The sequence below is a fragment of the Shinella sp. GW821-FHT10F02 genome (assembly GCF_058809275.1).
The window spans coordinates 309730-326603 of sequence record NZ_JBXASL010000005.1 but is presented as its reverse complement, the minus strand read 5'-3'; the positions used below and the strand labels follow the sequence as shown (position 1 = coordinate 326603).

Here is a 16874-nt window from a genome sequence, read left to right as displayed (position 1 = left end):
CTTCCGTCCGCCTCCACGGACGATAAGAGCCCTAAACCAGCACAAGAAGCTGACATCTACCTGACATGGTAGCGCACGAACCGGCATTGTCGAGCGCCAAGGCCATTATTGCGTGCGCAGGACCTCGTTCCAGCGCGCAATCAGCCGCGCGCGCTTCACCTGGTCGAGATAGACCATGAGGCCCGGGCTCACCGGCACCGGCTTCAGCTGTGCGCCGAGCAGCGCGCTCATCGTGCGCGCCGTGTTGGAACCGGAGACCTCCGGGCTGACGGCGGCGATCTGCAATTCGCGCGCCATGATCGTCTGGCCCTCCTTCGACATGAAGAAGGCGAGGTAGCGCCGGCCAAGTTCCGGCGACGCCGCCGCCTGCGGCACGAGGCCGATGCGCGACATGACGACGGTATAATCCTTCGGCAGAACGATGCCGACATCCGGATGGCGCGACGCCCAGTCCGCGGCGTAGGAGCCGAGAATGTTGTAGCCGAGCACGAAACGGCCGTCGGCGACGCGCTCCAGGATCGCCGAACTCGTCGAATAGAGCTTCACCCCGGCCGCGCCCATCGCCTGGATCACCGTCCAGATATCGCCGAACTGCTCCTGGTCGCGCGCCATGAAGAGGAAGCCGACGCCGGAGCGCTCGATGTCATAGGTGCCGATACGGCCATAGACCTTCTCGCCCTGCCGCTTCAGGTATTCGACGAATTCGGCACGCGAGGCCGGCGGCTTCTCGTCCTTGAAGCTCGGCTTGTGGTAGACGAAGACGGCGGGCTCGAAGGTCAGCGCATAGGCGGTGTTGCGCCAGTTCGCCCATTGCGGCCAGCGGTCGCTCATCGGCAGGTCGCTGCGCTGGGCATAACCGTCATTGCTGAGCTTCACCTGCAAGTCCATCGCCGAGGAAAAGGCGAAGTCGGCGGTCTTCTGGCCGGCATCCGTCTCGCGCACGATGCGGTCATGCACCTCGCCGGTCAGCATCTCGTCATAGCGCACCGCGACGTCGGGGTTGGCCTCCTGGAACCCCTTGATCATCGGTCGGGCGAGCGGCTCGTCGAGCGAGGAATAGACGACGAGCACCGGCGCATCCGCATTGCCGTCGTGCGCCGGAAAGAAGGTCGGCTCGGCAAGAGCGGAAAGGGGGGCCGCAAGCAGCGCAAGAAGGGTGAGGACAAGACGCATGAGATGACCTTGCCAAAGCGGACGCCCGTTCACAAGTGCACCCGCCGCCGTTAGACTTGACCCAGGAGGACGAAACGACGTGCGCATTCTACTGGTCGAGGACAACGAAGCGCTCGCGGACGGCCTGTCCGCCATCCTCAAGGGCACCGGCCATGCCGTGGACGTGGTGCGCGACGGCGCGTCGGCGGACGCGGCCATCGCATCGGAAAATTTTGACCTCGTCATCCTCGACCTGACGCTGCCGGAAATGGACGGCCTCGACGTGCTGCGCGCCATGCGCGCCCGGAAAGACAAGGCATCCGTGCTGATCCTGACCGCGCGCGGCGCGCCGGAGGAGCGGGTGCGCGGCCTCGATCTCGGCGCCGACGACTACATGATCAAACCCTTCGACATTTCGGAATTCGAGGCACGCGTGCGCATGCTGCTGCGCCGCCAGGCGGGCCTGCGATCCTCCGCCATCACCTATGGCGGCGTGGCGCTCGATCTCAATTCGCGCACCTTCTCCGCCGAGGGCGCGCCGCTCGACATTCCAGCCCGCGAACTCGGCCTGCTCGAAATCCTCTTCATGCGTGCCGGAAAGGTGGTGGCCAAGGAGGCGATCATGCAATCGCTCGCCGCCTTCGACGACGATCTCTCGGCCAATGCCATCGAACAATATGTGAGCCGGCTCCGCAAACGCCTCGCGCCGCACGGCCTGACCGTGCGCACCGCCCGCGGCATCGGCTACTACCTCGACAAGGCGCCCGCCGCTTGACCCTCTTCCCGGCCTCCTCGCTCCGCCGGCGCCTGCTTTTATGGCTGCTCGTCTCGACGGCGGTGATCGGCATCGTCGCGCTCGTCGATACCTATCGCGAGGCCGTGAAGACCGCCAACACCGTCTCCGACCGCGTGCTCGCCGGCTCCGCGCTCGCCATCGCCGAACGCGTCGTGGTGACGGAAAACGGCAGCCTGGAGGTCGACATCCCCTATGTCGCGCTGGAAATGCTGACCTCGGCCGCGCAGGACCGCGTCTTCTACCGCGTCGACGGGCCGCCAGGCCAGTTCATCACCGGCTACCAGACCCTGCCGACCATCCCGGACATGCAGGGCCAGTCGATCGGCTTCGAGGATGCGACCTTCCGCGGCGAGCCGATCCGCATCGCCGTGCTGCAACGCTCGGCCTCGACAGGCATCAACTCCGTGCCCTTCGCCGTGACTGTGGCGGAAACCACCATCGCCCGCCGGCAGCTGGCCCAGGCCATCCTGCTGCGCTCGGCGCTGCGCCTCGCCTTCATGATCGCCGGTGCCGCCACCATCGTCTGGATCGCCGTCACCGTGTCGCTGCGCCCGCTCTACCGCCTCAGCGACGCCATTTCCGAGCGCAACCCGAACGACCTGCACCCGATCGAGCAGCGCGTGCCGAGCGAGGTGCAGGGCGTCGTCGATACGGTCAATTCCTTCATGGTGCGCCTGCAATCGGCGCTCGACGCCTTGCGCCACTTTTCCGGCAATGCCAGCCACCAGCTGCGCACACCGCTCGCCATCATCCGCACCCAGCTTGCGCTCGCCAGCCGTGCGGCGACGCTGGAGGAGGCACAGGAGGCCGCCCGCAAGGGTGACGCCGCCGTGGCCCATGCCGAACGCATCCTCGCCCAGCTCCTCCTGATGGCGAAAATCGACGCCGCCGGCTCGAACGAGCCGCAAAAGCCGCCGCCGATCGACATTGCGGCCCTCGCCCAGCAGCTCACCGCCGACCGCGTGCCCGCCGCCGCCGAGGCCGGCATCGACCTCGGCTACGAGGGCGAAGGACCGGCGCTCGCCCGCGCCGAGCCGCTGCTCTTCGGCGAGCTGCTGCGAAACCTCATGGAAAACGCCATCGCCTATGCCGGCCGCGGCGCGGAAGTAACGGTGAGCGTGCGCGAGGCCGCGGATGCCGTGCTGCTCACCGTGGAAGACAACGGCCCCGGCATCGCACCGGAGCGCCGCGGCCTCGTGCGCCAGCGCTTTTCGCGCGGTGAGCACCGCGATGCGCCCGGCATGGGCCTCGGCCTGCCGATCGTCGAGGAGATCGCGGCGCTGTTCGATGCATCGATGGTGCTCGACGACGGGGCGGACGGGCGAGGCCTCAGAGTGACGATCCGCTTTCCGGCAACGAACCTTTAGGGCCGGCGCCAGCCGAGAAGGCCCGGAGCGGCGTGCCAGACCGCCTGCACGGCAAACCCCATGAAGAGCAGGCCGGACATGCGCACGATCGCCAGTTCATGGCGGCGGTAAAAGCGGCGCACCAGGCTGGCGCCGATGATCGCGACCATGATGACGTCGGCCAGCACGAAACCGAAGAACGAGACGGCGAGCAGGGCCGGCAGGGCCTCGAAATCCAGCGCATTCGAGGAACTGGCGAGCAGCGCCGTGAAGGTCGCGAGCGCCACCGGATAACCCTTCGGATTGGTGAGGCCAAAGATCAGTCCGCGGCGTAGCGGCCGCTCGACCGTCATCAGCGCGGCGCCGTCGGTCCGCGGCCGTGCCCGAAGCGCCGACCAGCCGATCCAGGCGAGGTAGAAGCCGCAGAGAAGCCCCAGCACGTCGAACACCATCGTGCCGATCGTCTTGGCGCCGACGATCGCGACCAGCGCCAGCGACGACCAGATAAGATCGCCGACAAGATGCCCGCCCATGAAAAGCGCGCCCGCCTTGCGCCCTTGCCCGGCGCCGATGCCGAGAAGGGCGAGGAAGGCCGGCCCGGGGATGAGCACGTAAAGCAGGGCAGCTATGAAAGCGCCGAACAGCATCGAACCGGTCATACGAAAATCCCCTTGAATCTCCAGGCACTTCAGTCTGCGTCGCGGCTTTCGTCAAGATCGGCTGCCCAGGAATTTGTCATTTCGCAAGGCAGCCATGCATTGCGGCCGGGGCTGGGCTGTTGTCCGCCACGGCAATGCATAGTAAGTTAAACTTACAATAGCCAGAAAGCGATCATGTCCCCTCGTCCCGATCCCGACGCCCTCGGTTTCGTCCTTATCGACGTTGCCCGTATGTTGCGCAGTGCCTTCGAGCGCCGCATCGCCACCGCCGGCCTAGGCCTCACGCCCGGAGAGGCGCGCACCCTGGTGCGCATCGCGACGCTGGAGGGCAGCCGCCAGCTCGACATCGCCCAGCGCATGGGCATCGAGCCGATGACGCTCTCCACCTATCTCGACCGGTTGCAGAGCCTCGGCTTCATCGAGCGCCGCCCGGACCCGGCCGACCGCCGCGCCAAGCTGATCTTCACCACGCCCGCCGCCGACGAGCCCATCGCCAATATCCGCATCGAGCAGATCGAGCTGATGCAGCATGTGACGAGCGGCATCGGCGAGGCGGAGCTCGACATCATGCGCGGCCAGTTGAAGCGGCTGCGGGCCAATCTCGTGGCGCTCGAAGAAGACAGTTCCGCGCTGGCCCTCGTCAAGGAACCGATCCTGTGACTGCGCCACGCATGAGCGAACGGCGCACGAGCATCATCGCCGCCTTCCTCGTGGCCCTCGGTCCCGTCTCCATGGCGCTCTACACGCCGGCCATGCCGGAACTGGTGCACGCCTTCGCCTCAACGGAATCCGCGATCAAGCTGACGCTCTCGGTCTATTTCGCCGGCTTCGCGCTGTCGCAGCTCGTCTCCGGCACCATGTCGGACGTACTCGGCCGCCGCAAGACGACGCTGATCTTCATGGTCATCTACCTCGCCGGCAGCCTGATGGCCGCCTTCGCGCCGAGCGTCGATGTGCTGCTGGCCGGTCGCCTCATCCAGGGCATCGGCGCCTCCGTCGGCATGACCGTCGCGCGCGCCATCGTGCGCGACCAGTTCACCGGCACCGAGGCCGCCCGCATCATGAACATGGTCGGCATGATGCTCGCCATCGGCCCCGCCGTCTCGCCGACGCTCGGCGGCTTCGCGCTCGGCCTGTTCGGCTGGCAGTCGATCTTCTTCCTGATGGTCGGCTTCGCGCTCATCGCCTGCGGCGCGGTTTACGGCTTCATGGCCGAAACCACCGTGCCGGACCGGGCCAAAGGCCATATCGGCCCCATCCTGCGCGGCTATCGCGAGCTTGCGACGAGCAGCCGCTTCGTCTCCGCCACGCTCGTCATGGCGGGCGCCGTCGGCGCGCTTTACGGCCAGGCGACCATGCTGCCCTTCGTGCTGATCGGCAAGGTCGGCCTGACGCCCACACAGTTCGGCGTCGGCATGCTCATGCAGTCGGGCTTCTTCTTCGCCGGTACGATCTGTGTGCGCTTTCTCATGCGCAGCACGGCGCCAGCGCGCCTCGTCTTCCCCGGCCTCTGCTTCATCGGCATTGCCAGCATCCTGATCGCCGGCACCTCGCACCTGATGGTGCCGAGCTTCCTCAGCGTCATGGGGCCGGTCGGCATCTACGCCTTTGGCATCGCCTTCGTCATGCCCTACATGATGACCGCCGCGATGGAGCCCTTCCCGCACATTGCCGGCTCGGCCTCGGCCGCCATGGGTTTCATCCAGATGGGCGCCGGCTTCATCGCCGGCCTCGTCGCCGCCGTCATCGGCCTCCCCCTCTTCGCCTTCGGCACCATCATCCCGGTCATGGGCCTCATGGCCCTTCTCGCCTACGCCTGGTATCGCGCCGTCTGCCTGCGCGACGGCCAGCTTGCGACGGAACCGGCTGAATAACAAAAGGCCCGCTGCCGTCCCCGGCAGCGGGCCTTTTCCTTGATACGTCGTCCGATCAGCCGCGGCGGTTGCGGGCGGCGAGCGTGCGCAGGCGCAGCGCGTTCAGCTTGATGAAGCCGGCGGCGTCCTTCTGGTCGTAGGCGCCCTGGTCGTCCTCGAAGGTGACGAGCTTGTCGGAATAGAGCGACTTCGGCGATTCACGGCCGGTGACCATGACATTGCCCTTGTAGAGCTTCAGCGTCACTTCACCCTCGACATGCTCCTGGCTCCGGTCGATCAGCGCCTGCAGCATCTCGCGTTCCGGCGAGAACCAGAAGCCGTAATAGATAAGCTCCGCATACCGCGGCATCAGGTCGTCCTTGAGGTGGGCGGCGCCGCGATCGAGCGTGATGCTTTCGATCGCGCGGTGTGCGGCCAGCAGGATCGTGCCGCCGGGCGTCTCGTAGACGCCGCGCGACTTCATGCCGACGAAGCGGTTTTCCACGAGGTCGAGGCGGCCGATGCCGTTGTCGCGGCCGTAATTGTTGAGCGTCGCGAGCAGGGTGGCCGGCGACATGCGCACGCCGTTGATCGAGACGGCATCGCCCCGCTCGAAGCCGACCTTGATGGTGGTCGCCTTGTCGGGAGCCGCTTCCGGTGAAATGGTGCGCATGTGCACATATTCCGGTGCCTCGACGGCCGGATCTTCCAGCACCTTGCCCTCGGAGGAGGAGTGCAGCAGGTTCGCGTCGACCGAGAACGGCGCTTCGCCCTTCTTGTCCTTGGCGACCGGGATCTGGTGCTGCTCGGCGAATTCGAGCAGGTGCGTACGGCTCTTGAACGACCAGTCGCGCCACGGCGCGATGATCTTGATATCCGGGTTCAGCGCATAGGCCGAAAGCTCGAAGCGGACCTGGTCGTTGCCCTTGCCGGTCGCGCCATGCGCGATGGCGTCGGCGCCGGTCTTGGCGGCGATCTCGATCAGGTGCTTGGAGATCAGCGGACGGGCAATCGAGGTGCCGAGCAGGTAGACGCCTTCATAGACCGCATTGGCACGGAACATCGGGAAGACGAAATCGCGCACGAATTCCTCGCGCACGTCCTCGATGAAGATCTCCTTGATGCCGAGCATCTCGGCTTTCTTGCGCGCCGGCTCCAGCTCTTCGCCCTGGCCGAGGTCGGCCGTAAACGTCACGACCTCAGCGTTGAGTTCGGTCTGAAGCCACTTCAGGATGATCGAGGTATCGAGGCCGCCGGAATAGGCGAGCACGACTTTCTTCACGTCTTTGTATGATGCCATGATGATGAGGTCCGTTGCATGGAAAGGAACTGCGGCAACCCGCAAGGCCCGGTGTCGCGGCACTTTTAGCGAGATTGGCGCGTGACGCAAGGGTGGCGCCCGACGCGTCATGACGCAAGCCAAATTTGACAGCGCGCCATCGCAACCCATATTCGCCTCAGTGAACCATGGAAGGGGTGACCCATGACGAACATCCAAGACATCATCAAGGAAACCAATGTCGCCGTCATCACGGGCGGTGCTTCCGGCATCGGGCTGGCCACCGCCCGTCGCTTCGCCGAGGCCGGCATGTGCGTTGCCATCGCCGATCTCGACGCCGACCGGCTGGGCGAGGCGCGCGCCGAACTGGAAGCCATTGCCGGCGAGGCGAATGTCATGGCGGTGGAGACGAACGTCGCCCATCGCCATGAGCTGGAGGCGCTGGAACGCGCCGTTCTCCAGCGCTTCGGCCGCGTGCATGTGCTGATGAACAATGCCGGCATCCAGCCGGGCACATCGATTTTCAGCGCCGAGGCGAACTGGGACCATATCCTCACCGTCAACCTGATGGGCGTGATCCATGGCACGCAGACCTTCGGCCCCAACATGCTGGCCCATGGCGAGCCGGGTCTCATCATCAATACCGGCTCCAAGCAGGGCATCACCACGCCGCCCGGCAACCCCGCCTACAATGTCTCCAAGGCTGGCGTGAAAGTCTTCACCGAGGCGCTCCAGCACGAGCTGCGCAACACCGAGGGCGCGAAAATCTCCGCCCACCTGCTGATCCCCGGCTTCGTCTTCACCGGCCTCACCAAAGGCGACCGCACGGAAAAGCCGGACGCCGCCTGGACCGCGGCGCAGACCGTGGACTTCATGATGGAAAGCCTGGAGCGCGGCGATTTCTACATCCTCTGCCCCGACAACGACGTGCCCCGCGCGCTCGACGAGCGCCGCATGGCCTGGGCGATCGGCGACGTCATCGAAAACCGCCCGCCGCTCTCGCGCTGGCACAAGGACTATGCAGAGCCGTTCCGGGCCTTCGTTGAGGGCGAATAACGCCCATCACAAAGCTTGATTGGTATTTTGCCGGAAGCCGGACTAGGGATTTCGCATCCCCTCCGGCTTTCGAGACGCACCCTCATGGATGTCCTGCCCACCCTCCCAACGCTTCTCGCCTTCACGGCCGCAAGCCTGCTTCTCGCCGCCACGCCCGGCCCGGACATGACGCTCTCGATCAGCCGGGCGCTCTCGCAGGGCCGCGGCCCGGCGCTCTTCGTGGTGGTCGGCACCAGCCTCGGCATCGTCGTGCACACGCTGCTCGTCGCCTTCGGCATTTCGGCGCTGATCACCGCGTCTCCGACCGCCTTCATGATCCTGAAAACCGGCGGTGCCGCCTACCTGCTCTGGCTCGCCATCCAGGCAATCCGCTACGGCTCGAATTTTTCGGTCAAGACGGCCGCTGGCCCGCGCGGCACCGCGTTCTCCAACATTTCCAGCGGCTTCTGGGTGAACCTGCTCAACCCTAAGGTCATCATCTTCTTCATGACCTTCCTCCCGCAGTTCATCTCCGCCGGCGATCCGGACGTCACCGGCAAGCTGATCTTCCTCGGCCTGTTCTTCATCGTCGTCGGCATCCCGGTCAACATCCTCGTCATCTTCGCCGCCGACCGGCTTTCCACCTGGCTCCAGGCGAATCCCAAGGTGCTGCGCGGCATCGACTACACCTTCGCCGGCGTCTTTTCGGTCTTTGCGATGAAGATTTTTCTCACGCAGGCGAAGTGAGGGCGGTCACACCCCGTAGCGGTAGTGCCCGGTGATCCTGTAGGCAAAGAGCACATCCTCAAGACGCGCTCCGGCACCTATATTGTGTACGACGAGCGGCCGTGAGCCATCGGAAGAGTGCTCATCCGCCACGATCCCGATATGCGGAAGATTGCCCGGCAGCATCTGCGAGACGATATCGCCCGGCAGATAGTCTACGCCATCCGCGCTCACCGCCAGTGCGGCACCTGCGCGCTTGAAGAACGCCTGGAGGTTGAGCACCCGGCGATGATCGATGTTGCGGTCGGTCTTCTTCAGGCCCCAGAGGGCCGGATAGGCGGAGAATGCCCGCCGCATGTCCTCATGCACCAGCACCTGAAGGTCGATGCCGAGCCCGTCCCGGTAGGCGCGAACGAGCACATCGGTGCACACGCCCCGCTCCCGCGGCACGTCGCCGCCGGGATAATCGAGCCGGGAATAGGCCGCATCATAGGTCAGCGTCACGCCGACCTGTTTTCGCGCGGCCGCAACGAGCCGATCCGCCGGTGTTGCCTCTGCCCGCAAGAGCGACGGCAGCGCGAGCACAAACCCGGAAGACAGGCCACCGGCCAGCAGCGTACGGCGAAACAGCATGAACATCCCCAAAATCCGACAGAAGAAAGCTGCTGCCGGATTCGGGCGCTTTGTGGGCGTCAGCCGATCAGCAGCGCGTCGTCGTCGAGCGTCTGGCCGCGCATCTTGCGGAACATGGCGATCAGGTCCTCGACCTGCAGCGTCTTGCGGCTGTCGCCCGAAACGTCGAGCACGATCTCGCCGCCGTGCAGCATCACCGTGCGGTGGCCGTAGTCGAGCGCCTGTCGCATCGAATGGGTCACCATGAGGGTGGTCAGCTTGCGCTCGGAAACGATCTTCTGCGTGAGCGTCATGATGAACTCCGCCATGCCCGGATCGAGTGCGGCGGTATGTTCATCAAGCAGCAGCACGTCGGAACCGGCAAGCGTCGCCATGACCAGCGAGACGGCCTGCCGCTGGCCGCCGGAGAGCAGATCCATGCGGTCGCGCATGCGGTTTTCGAGGCCGAGGTTCAACTCGGCAATGCGCTCGCGAAAATGCGCGCGGCGCTGCGGACCGAGTGCGGAAGAAAGGCCACGCCGTTCGCCACGGCGGGCGGCGAGTGCGAGGTTCTCCTCGATGGAAAGGGCGCCGCAGCTTCCTGTCAGCGGGTCCTGGAACACGCGGGCGACGCGGCCGGCGCGGGCGGCCGTGCCCTGGCGGGTAACGTCGGCGGTGCCGATCTTCACCTGGCCTTCGGTGGCGATCACGTCGCCGGCCAAGACGCCCAGCAGCGTCGATTTGCCGGCGCCGTTCGAGCCGATGACGGTGACGAACTGGCCTTCCTCGATGGTGAGGCTGACGCCGTTCAGCGCCTGTTTCTGCAACGGCGTGCCCTTGCCGAAGGTGACCTTGATGTCGGAAACGGAGATCATCAGGCGGCTCCCCCGCGACGAAGGCGCGGCAGGACGAGCGCCACGGTGACGAGCAGCGCCGTCACGAAATTGAGGTCGGAGGCCTGGAGCCCGAGTATATCGGACGAGAGCGCAAGCTGGATGGCGATGCGGTAGAGGATCGAACCCAGCACGCAGCCGATCAAGGCCATCAGCAGGCCACGGGTGCCAAACAGCGTCTCGCCGATGATGACGGCGGCAAGGCCGACGACGATGGTGCCGACACCAGAGGTGACATCCGCAAAGCCGTTCGTCTGGGCAAAGAGCGCGCCGCCGAGTGCCACCAGCGCATTGGAGAGCGCGATGCCGAGATAGATCTGGCGGTTGGTATCGACCCCCTGCGCGCGGGCCATGCGGGCATTCGCCCCGGTCGCGCGCATCGACAGGCCGGCATCGCTTTCCAGGAAGCGCCAGACCACCACAACGGCGACGAGCACGAGAATGCCGACGAAAAGCGGGCGGACGTAAAAATCGCGAAGGCCGAGGCCGAAGAAAGGGCTGATCATCGTATCGGCATTGATCAGCGCCACGTTCGGCTTGCCCATGACGCGCAGGTTGACCGAGAAGAGCGCGATCATCGTGAGGATCGAGGCGAGCAGGTTGAGGATGCGAAAGCGCACATTCAGCATCGCCGTCACCAGACCCGCGCCGGCACCGGCCAGCATGGCGACCGCGGCCGAAAGCCAGGGATTGACGCCCGCGATGATCAGCACTGCCGTAACGGCCGCACCGAGCGGAAAGGACCCGTCCACGGTCAGGTCCGGAAAATCCAGCACGCGGAAGGCAAGGTAGACGCCGATCGCCACGAAGGCATAGACCAGCCCCAGTTCGACGGCACCCCAGAAGGCAATCAGGCTCACGGCTCTCGGCTTTCTCTCTTCGCCCGTTCCGCAGCGTTCGCGGGAGGGGTCTTTTTAACAGATCAACCGCCGCCGGGCGATCCGGCAGCGGTTGAACCCGATTTGGACTGTCCAGCGGACCGGCGGATTATTCGATGACGCGGGTCGCGCGGCCGACGACGGCTTCCGGCAGCGTCACGCCCATCTTGCTGGCGGCGGACTTGTTGACGACGAGGTCGGTGCCGGCGGCGACCTTCACGGCGATGTCGCCCGGGTTTTCACCCTTGAGGATGCGCACGACGATCTCGCCCGTCTGGCGGCCGACGTCCTTGTAGTTGAAGCCGAGTGCTGCGATGGCGCCGCGCGAGACGGAATCCGTATCGGCGGTGAACAGCGGAAGCTTGGCTTCCTCGGCAACGGCGACGGCACCTTCGAGCGCCGAGATGATCGTGTTGTCCGTCGGGATGTAGATCGCGTCGGCACGGCCGACGAGCGCACGGGCGGCACCCTGCACTTCGGCAGACTTGGTGGCGGCGGATTCGACGACCGTCAGGCCGGCCTTTTCGGCTTCCGTCTTCAAGACGGCGAGCAGCGACACGGAGTTCGCCTCACCGGAATTGTAGAGGAAGCCGATCGTCTTGGCGTTCGGCAGGATTTCCTTGATCAGCGCCAGGTGTTCGGCAACCGGCGACATGTCGGAGAGGCCCGTGACATTGCCGCCCGGCTTGTCCATGTCCTTGACGAGCTGCGCGCCGAGCGGATCGGAGACGGCCGTGAAGACGACCGGGATATCGCGCGTCGAGGAGACGACGGCCTGCGCCGACGGGGTGGAGATCGGCACGATGACGCTCGGCTCTTCGCCGGCGAACTGGCGGGCGATCTGCGCTGCCGTCGCGGGGTTGCCCTGCGCCGATTCGTAGAGGAAGGTCAGGTTCTCGCCTTCCTTGTAGCCGGCCGCTTCCAGCGCTTCCTTGACGCCGTCACGGGCGGCATCGAGGGCCGGATGTTCGACGATGGCGGTCACGGCAACCGTGACGTTTTCAGCCTTCGCAGGCAGCGAAATCGCGAGCGTGGCTGCAAAAGCGAGCAGAAGTTGACGCATGGAGGATCTCCCTAGAATGATTTTGGCCAGTTTCTAGGCAAAACGGGCCTTCAAATCAATTCTCGGAATCCGCTTCTTCGATCACAATTTCTGATAGGAAGCCGCGGCAAAACGGCCTCAGTCGTCCTCGCCATGGCCGACGATCATCATAGCCTCGAAGGCCATGCGGTCGACCTTGCGCATGCGCTCGGATTCCGATTTCAGCTGGCCGCAGGCGGCCAGGATGTCGCGGCCGCGCGGGGTGCGGATCGGCGAGGCGTAGCCGGCCTGGTTGATGAAATCGGCGAAACGCTCGATCTGCTCCCAGTCCGAACACTGGTAGTTGGTGCCCGGCCAGGGGTTGAACGGGATCAGGTTGATCTTCGCCGGAATACCCTTGAGCAGCTGGATAAGCAGCTTGGCGTCTTCCAGCGAGTCGTTCACGTCCTTCAGCATCACATATTCGAAGGTGATGCGGCGGGCGTTCGACAGACTTGGATAGGCGCGGCAGGCGTCGAGCAGTTCCTTCAGCGGGTACTTCTTGTTGATCGGCACCAGCATGTCGCGCAGGTCGTCGCGCACCGCATGCAGCGAGATTGCCAGCATGACGCCGATCTCCGAGCCGGTACGGTAGATTTCCGGCACGATGCCGGAAGTCGACAGCGTGACGCGGCGGCGCGAGAGCGACAGGCCGTCGCCGTCGGTGGCGATCAGCAGCGCCGTCTTGACGCTCTCGAAATTGTAGAGCGGCTCGCCCATGCCCATCATGACGATGTTGGAGACCTTGCGGCCTTCGGCGGGCGCGATCATGCCGGCCGGCGTGTCGCGGTCCGGGAAATCGCCGAGACGGTCGCGGGCAAGCAGCAGCTGCGCGAGGATTTCCTCGGCCGTCAGGTTGCGCACCAGCTTCTGCGTGCCGGTGTGACAGAAGGAGCAGGTGAGCGTGCAGCCGACCTGGCTGGAAATGCACAGCGTGCCGCGGCCCTCTTCCGGAATGTAGACGGTCTCGATCTCGACCGGACGGCCGGCGCCGCGCGGCGGGAAGCGCAGCAACCACTTGCGCGTGCCATCGGCCGAAACCTGCTCCTCGACGATTTCCGGACGGGCGATGGTGAAATGCTTCTTCAGCATTTCGCGCATGTCCTTGGAGATATTGGCCATATCGTCGAAATCGGAAACGCCGCGCACATAGAGCCAGTGCCAGAGCTGGCTGACGCGCATCTTCACCTGCCGCTCGGGAATGCCCTTTTCGGCCAGCGCCCGGCCCATGTCCTCGCGCGAAAGGCCGATCAGCGACGGCGCCTCAGTGGCCGGAAGGGTGCGGACCACCGGCGCCTTGACCGGCTCGGCCGTGTTCAGAAAATCCATGCTTGCCATCGGCTCATCCTCAGGAACAGGAAACGCCGGCGCAGGCTTTTGCGCCGCAAACGGTTCATGCTCGACAAGAAGTTCATTGCGGGCCGATCAGCGCCGCTCGATGCAGCGCGAAGCCCAGTTGCCGGCCCTTTAGCATTGTTCCGACAGAAAGTCACCTGCCTTGCCGGTCGGCGCAGACCTCGCGCAGGCAGGCCCGCAGCCAGCGGTGCGCCGGGTCGGCATCCATGCGCGGATGCCAGAGCATGGAGACGGTGAATTCCGGCACGTCGACCGGCAGGGCGAAGCTTGCCATGCCCTCGCGAAACCGCGTCGTCGAGCGGTCCGACACCTGCGCGATCAGGTCCGAGCTTCTGGCCAGCGTCACGGCCTCGGAAAAGCTTGCGACGGTGACGGCGATGGTGCGCGTGAGGCCGATACGCTCCAGGGCCTCGTCCACCGGGCCGCGCTCGCGCCGACCCCGCGACACCACGATATGGTCGCCTTGCGCAAAACGTTCCGCGGTCATCAGGCCGTCCAGCAGCGGGTGCCCCTGCCGCACGACGCCGATGAAACGGTCGCGAAGAAGCGCCTGCGCGCGGACCTCCGGCCCCGTCGTGCCGCCGATCACGCCCGTTTCGATGTCCACCAGGCCGTCGCGCAGCGGCGTGCTCTCCTTGTCGGGTTTCGGCACGAAGCGCAGCTTGACCCCGGGCGCCTCCCGCAGGACGCGCGCCAGCAGCGCCGGCCCGAACGTATCGACGAAACCCTCGCGGTTGCGCAGCGTGAAGGTGCGCTCAAGGCTGCCTAGATCGAGGATTTTTGCCGGCCGCAACAGCATTTCCGCCTCCGCAACGACCCGGCCGACCGCGTCGCGCAGCTCCAGCGCCCGCGGCGTCGGCACGAGGCCGCGCCCGGCCCGCACGAGCAGCGGATCGCCGGTCACATCCCGCAGGCGCGCCAGCGCGCGGCTCATCGCCGAGGGGCTGAGCCGCAGCCGCTGCGCCGCGCGCGCGACATTGCCCTCGGCCAGCAGCACGTCGAGCGTGACGAGAAGGTTGAGATCGGGTCGCGACATGGCGTGATCCTAACACGCCCGCGAAAAGATGACATGGCGTCAGATGCATGAATAGAATGCAAATGATGCGCGTTCCGCCATCTCTCGCGACGGCCTATCTGCTTCTCAGGAAACCGCAAGGAGCAGACGATGAACGACACGCAAACCACAACGGCAAACCGCAGCAGGGCGGGTGCGCTCGCCGGCCTCTCGCTCTGCATCCTTTTGTCCTCGCTCGGCACCAGCATCGCCAATGTCGCCCTGCCGACGCTGGCGGATGTGTTTTCCGCCTCCTTCCAGCAGGTCCAGTGGGTGGTGCTCGCCTATCTTCTGGCAAGTACCGTGCTGATCGCCAGCATCGGCCGCCTCGGCGACCTTCTCGGTCGCCGCCGGCTGCTTCTGTCGGGCCTGGCGCTGTTTTCCGCCGCCTCGGCGCTCTGCGGCCTCGCGCCCTCGCTGCCGCTGTTGATTGCCGCCCGCGCCGCCCAGGGACTTGGCGCCGCAGCGATGATGGCGCTCGCCATGGCCTTCGTCAGCGAAACCGTGTCGAAGGAACGCATCGGCAGCGTCATGGGCCTGCTCGGCACCATGTCCGCCGTCGGTACGGCGCTTGGCCCCTCGCTGGGCGGACTGCTGATCAGCGGCTTCGGCTGGCCGGCCATCTTCCTCGTCGCCGTGCCCTTCGGCCTTCTGGCCTTGGTGCTGGTCCAGCGCTTCCTGCCTGCCGATCGCGGCGCGGCCACGGTCGGGCGCTTCGATCTCCTCGGCACCGGCCTGCTGGCCGCCACGCTTTCAGCCTATGCGCTGGCGATGACGGCGGGTCAGGGCCGGCTTGGCGTCGTGAACGTAGCGCTCATCGCCGCCTCCGCCGTCGGCGCAGCGCTCTTCGTCCTTCGGCAGCGCCGCGCCGCCTTTCCGCTGATCCGGCCGGCCGCCTTTCGACGCGCCGGCTTCCCCGCGAGCCTCGCGGCCAACGTGCTCGTCGCAACAGTGATCATGGTGACACTGGTCGTGGGACCGTTCTACCTGTCCCGCACGCTCGGCCTCGGCCCGGCGCAGGTCGGCTTCGTGCTGGCGATCGGTCCTGTGGTGTCCGTGCTGACCGGCTTTCTGGCCGGCCGCCTTGTCGACCGTTTCGGCGCGGCCCCCATGGTCGCCGCCGGGCTCGCCACGATGGCGACGGGCGCCGTGGCGATGCCGGTGCTTTCCGCCCTGTTCGGCCTGCCCGGCTATATCGCGGCGATCGTCGTGCTGACGCCCGGCTACCAGCTCTTCCAGGCCGCCAACAACGCCGCCGTCATGACGGGCATCGCCGCGGATGAACGGGGCGTAACCTCGGGCCTGCTCAATCTCTCGCGCAATCTCGGCCTGATCACCGGCGCCTCGCTGATGGGCACGGTCTTCACGTTGGCCGTCGGCACGAAGGACGTGGCGGGCGCCGGCGGCCCGGCCGTGGAAACGGGCATGCATGTCACCTTCGCAGTGGCCGCCGCCCTGCTGCTCGCGGCGCTGGCGCTCGCCGCACCTCGCCTGAAACGCGCTGCCGCCTGACGGCAGCACAAACAAAAAGGGCCGGCGTGATGCCGGCCCTTTTTGTTTCAGGGATGGAATGCCTCAGCGGCAGCCTTCGATCTGTTTCAGCGCCGCCGAAATGCCGGAGAGCGAATAGGAATAGGCCGTGCCCGTGCCGCGGCGCGATTTCGCCTGGACCTGCATGTCCTTGCCGCTCTTCATGGCATTGACGAGGGCCGGCTCTTCGGCAGCGTTTTCCACCCAGGCCGAGTTGCCCTTGGTGAACATAACGAAGGTGCGGCCGTCGATGACGACGTTGACCTTGGAGTTTTCCTGCAGCGGATAGCCCATCATCGCCTGCGGCTCGTAGCTGATGTTCTGGCCCGGGCGCTGCGAGACGAGGAAGAACACGTCGCCGTGGTCGACGCCGGCCGGGTTCTTTTCCTTCGGCACGGAGAGCACGTAGCAGACCTTGCCGCCGTTCGCCTGGTAGGAATAGGCGCCCCAGGCGTTGAACTGCTGAATGCGCGTCGGCGATTGGGCCGAGGCAACGCCTGCGGTCGCGAGAACGAGGGCGAGTGCGGTTGCGAGCTTTCTTACGAACATGTTTTCCTGCCGGTTGTCTTGCCTGTGGTTTGCCGACCGAAGGCGGCGCCTTCGATGCCGGTGTCGGCCATGCAT

At 65.9% G+C, this 16874-nt stretch carries 17 protein-coding genes; 7 read left to right on the top strand and 10 right to left on the bottom strand.

Annotated elements, in window-relative coordinates:
• Positions 1-105 precede the first annotated feature (105 nt).
• Positions 106-1173: an ABC transporter substrate-binding protein gene (locus AC1RWL_RS17705; protein WP_256119457.1), complete on the bottom strand. Its 1068-nt coding sequence runs from the start codon at positions 1171-1173 to the stop codon at positions 106-108.
• 79 nt (positions 1174-1252) lie between these two features.
• Here AC1RWL_RS17705 and AC1RWL_RS17700 point away from each other — a divergent pair, with 79 nt between their 5' ends.
• Together AC1RWL_RS17700 and AC1RWL_RS17695 are read left to right on the top strand one after the other, a co-directional pair.
• Positions 1253-1927 carry a response regulator gene (locus AC1RWL_RS17700; protein WP_256119458.1) on the top strand — a complete coding sequence of 225 codons (675 nt, stop codon included), beginning with the start codon at positions 1253-1255 and terminating at the stop codon, positions 1925-1927.
• A complete protein-coding gene (locus AC1RWL_RS17695) occupies positions 1924-3315 on the top strand; it encodes a sensor histidine kinase (RefSeq protein WP_439626577.1) in 1392 nt (463 codons plus the stop codon). Before AC1RWL_RS17700 ends, AC1RWL_RS17695 begins: the two co-directional genes overlap by 4 nt.
• Here AC1RWL_RS17695 and AC1RWL_RS17690 read toward each other — a convergent pair.
• Positions 3312-3953 (bottom strand): LysE family translocator, encoded by a 642-nt coding sequence (locus AC1RWL_RS17690; protein ID WP_493095436.1) that lies wholly within the window; start codon positions 3951-3953, stop codon positions 3312-3314. The two genes, AC1RWL_RS17695 and AC1RWL_RS17690, sit on opposite strands and share 4 nt — an antisense overlap.
• A 174-nt stretch (positions 3954-4127) precedes the next feature.
• Between AC1RWL_RS17690 and AC1RWL_RS17685 the strand changes: the two genes are divergently transcribed.
• Together AC1RWL_RS17685 and AC1RWL_RS17680 are read left to right on the top strand one after the other, a co-directional pair.
• A complete protein-coding gene (locus AC1RWL_RS17685) occupies positions 4128-4613 on the top strand; it encodes a MarR family winged helix-turn-helix transcriptional regulator (protein ID WP_439626575.1) in 486 nt (161 codons plus the stop codon).
• 11 nt (positions 4614-4624) lie between these two features.
• A complete protein-coding gene (locus AC1RWL_RS17680) occupies positions 4625-5827 on the top strand; it encodes a multidrug effflux MFS transporter (protein WP_493095623.1) in 1203 nt (400 codons plus the stop codon).
• A gap of 55 nt (positions 5828-5882) precedes the next feature.
• Here the strand turns inward: AC1RWL_RS17680 and AC1RWL_RS17675 are convergent, their stop codons facing one another.
• Entirely contained in the window at positions 5883-7106 is a 1224-nt protein-coding gene (locus AC1RWL_RS17675; protein ID WP_256119462.1) for an argininosuccinate synthase, read from the bottom strand.
• A gap of 183 nt (positions 7107-7289) precedes the next feature.
• On the opposite strand from AC1RWL_RS17675, the gene AC1RWL_RS17670 reads away from it, so the two are divergent.
• Together AC1RWL_RS17670 and AC1RWL_RS17665 are read left to right on the top strand one after the other, a co-directional pair.
• Positions 7290-8141, top strand: coding sequence for an SDR family NAD(P)-dependent oxidoreductase (locus AC1RWL_RS17670; protein ID WP_493095437.1), 852 nt, complete (start codon positions 7290-7292; stop codon positions 8139-8141).
• A gap of 84 nt (positions 8142-8225) precedes the next feature.
• The gene (locus AC1RWL_RS17665) at positions 8226-8867 is read left to right on the top strand and encodes a LysE family translocator (protein ID WP_493095438.1); all 642 of its coding nucleotides are present in this window, start codon (positions 8226-8228) and stop codon (positions 8865-8867) included.
• Positions 8868-8873: 6 nt separating this feature from the next.
• Here AC1RWL_RS17665 and AC1RWL_RS17660 read toward each other — a convergent pair whose 3' ends face one another.
• The 6 genes from AC1RWL_RS17660 to AC1RWL_RS17635 form a co-directional block, all read right to left on the bottom strand.
• Complete coding sequence (locus AC1RWL_RS17660; protein ID WP_493095439.1) at positions 8874-9479, bottom strand: DUF1287 domain-containing protein; 606 nt, start codon at positions 9477-9479, stop codon at positions 8874-8876.
• Positions 9480-9538: 59 nt separating this feature from the next.
• Positions 9539-10333 carry an ABC transporter ATP-binding protein gene (locus AC1RWL_RS17655; protein WP_319324755.1) on the bottom strand — a complete coding sequence of 265 codons (795 nt, stop codon included), beginning with the start codon at positions 10331-10333 and terminating at the stop codon, positions 9539-9541.
• Positions 10333-11211, bottom strand: coding sequence for an ABC transporter permease (locus AC1RWL_RS17650; protein WP_256119467.1), 879 nt, complete (start codon positions 11209-11211; stop codon positions 10333-10335). The genes AC1RWL_RS17655 and AC1RWL_RS17650 overlap by 1 nt, the downstream gene beginning before the upstream one ends.
• A 127-nt stretch (positions 11212-11338) precedes the next feature.
• A complete protein-coding gene (locus tag AC1RWL_RS17645) occupies positions 11339-12292 on the bottom strand; it encodes an ABC transporter substrate-binding protein (protein WP_493095440.1) in 954 nt (317 codons plus the stop codon).
• A gap of 117 nt (positions 12293-12409) precedes the next feature.
• The gene (rlmN, locus tag AC1RWL_RS17640; protein WP_435268300.1) at positions 12410-13648 is read right to left on the bottom strand and encodes a dual-specificity RNA methyltransferase RlmN; all 1239 of its coding nucleotides are present in this window, start codon (positions 13646-13648) and stop codon (positions 12410-12412) included.
• 151 nt (positions 13649-13799) lie between these two features.
• Positions 13800-14702: a LysR family transcriptional regulator gene (locus AC1RWL_RS17635; protein ID WP_493095441.1), complete on the bottom strand. Its 903-nt coding sequence runs from the start codon at positions 14700-14702 to the stop codon at positions 13800-13802.
• A gap of 129 nt (positions 14703-14831) precedes the next feature.
• On the opposite strand from AC1RWL_RS17635, the gene AC1RWL_RS17630 reads away from it, so the two are divergent.
• Complete coding sequence (locus AC1RWL_RS17630; protein WP_493095442.1) at positions 14832-16232, top strand: MFS transporter; 1401 nt, start codon at positions 14832-14834, stop codon at positions 16230-16232.
• A gap of 63 nt (positions 16233-16295) precedes the next feature.
• On the opposite strand, the gene AC1RWL_RS17625 is transcribed toward AC1RWL_RS17630, so the two are convergent.
• Positions 16296-16799, bottom strand: coding sequence for an invasion associated locus B family protein (locus AC1RWL_RS17625; protein ID WP_256119472.1), 504 nt, complete (start codon positions 16797-16799; stop codon positions 16296-16298).
• Between the last annotated feature and the right edge of the window lie 75 nt (positions 16800-16874).

Excerpts from the sequence above, each read along its gene's own strand:
- AC1RWL_RS17670 (WP_493095437.1), top strand. The coding sequence starts at position 7,290 with ATGACGAACATCCAAGACATCATCAAGGAAACCAATGTCGCCGTCATC.
- AC1RWL_RS17630 (WP_493095442.1), top strand. The coding sequence starts at position 14,832 with ATGAACGACACGCAAACCACAACGGCAAACCGCAGCAGGGCGGGTGCG.
- AC1RWL_RS17645 (WP_493095440.1), bottom strand. The coding sequence starts at position 12,292 with ATGCGTCAACTTCTGCTCGCTTTTGCAGCCACGCTCGCGATTTCGCTG.
- AC1RWL_RS17690 (WP_493095436.1), bottom strand. The coding sequence starts at position 3,953 with ATGACCGGTTCGATGCTGTTCGGCGCTTTCATAGCTGCCCTGCTTTAC.
- AC1RWL_RS17655 (WP_319324755.1), bottom strand. The coding sequence starts at position 10,333 with ATGATCTCCGTTTCCGACATCAAGGTCACCTTCGGCAAGGGCACGCCG.
- AC1RWL_RS17635 (WP_493095441.1), bottom strand. The coding sequence starts at position 14,702 with ATGTCGCGACCCGATCTCAACCTTCTCGTCACGCTCGACGTGCTGCTG.
- AC1RWL_RS17675 (WP_256119462.1), bottom strand. The coding sequence starts at position 7,106 with ATGGCATCATACAAAGACGTGAAGAAAGTCGTGCTCGCCTATTCCGGC.
- AC1RWL_RS17680 (WP_493095623.1), top strand. The coding sequence starts at position 4,625 with ATGAGCGAACGGCGCACGAGCATCATCGCCGCCTTCCTCGTGGCCCTC.
- AC1RWL_RS17705 (WP_256119457.1), bottom strand. The coding sequence starts at position 1,173 with ATGCGTCTTGTCCTCACCCTTCTTGCGCTGCTTGCGGCCCCCCTTTCC.
- rlmN (WP_435268300.1), bottom strand. The coding sequence starts at position 13,648 with ATGGCAAGCATGGATTTTCTGAACACGGCCGAGCCGGTCAAGGCGCCG.
- AC1RWL_RS17660 (WP_493095439.1), bottom strand. The coding sequence starts at position 9,479 with ATGCTGTTTCGCCGTACGCTGCTGGCCGGTGGCCTGTCTTCCGGGTTT.
- AC1RWL_RS17665 (WP_493095438.1), top strand. The coding sequence starts at position 8,226 with ATGGATGTCCTGCCCACCCTCCCAACGCTTCTCGCCTTCACGGCCGCA.
- AC1RWL_RS17685 (WP_439626575.1), top strand. The coding sequence starts at position 4,128 with ATGTCCCCTCGTCCCGATCCCGACGCCCTCGGTTTCGTCCTTATCGAC.
- AC1RWL_RS17625 (WP_256119472.1), bottom strand. The coding sequence starts at position 16,799 with ATGTTCGTAAGAAAGCTCGCAACCGCACTCGCCCTCGTTCTCGCGACC.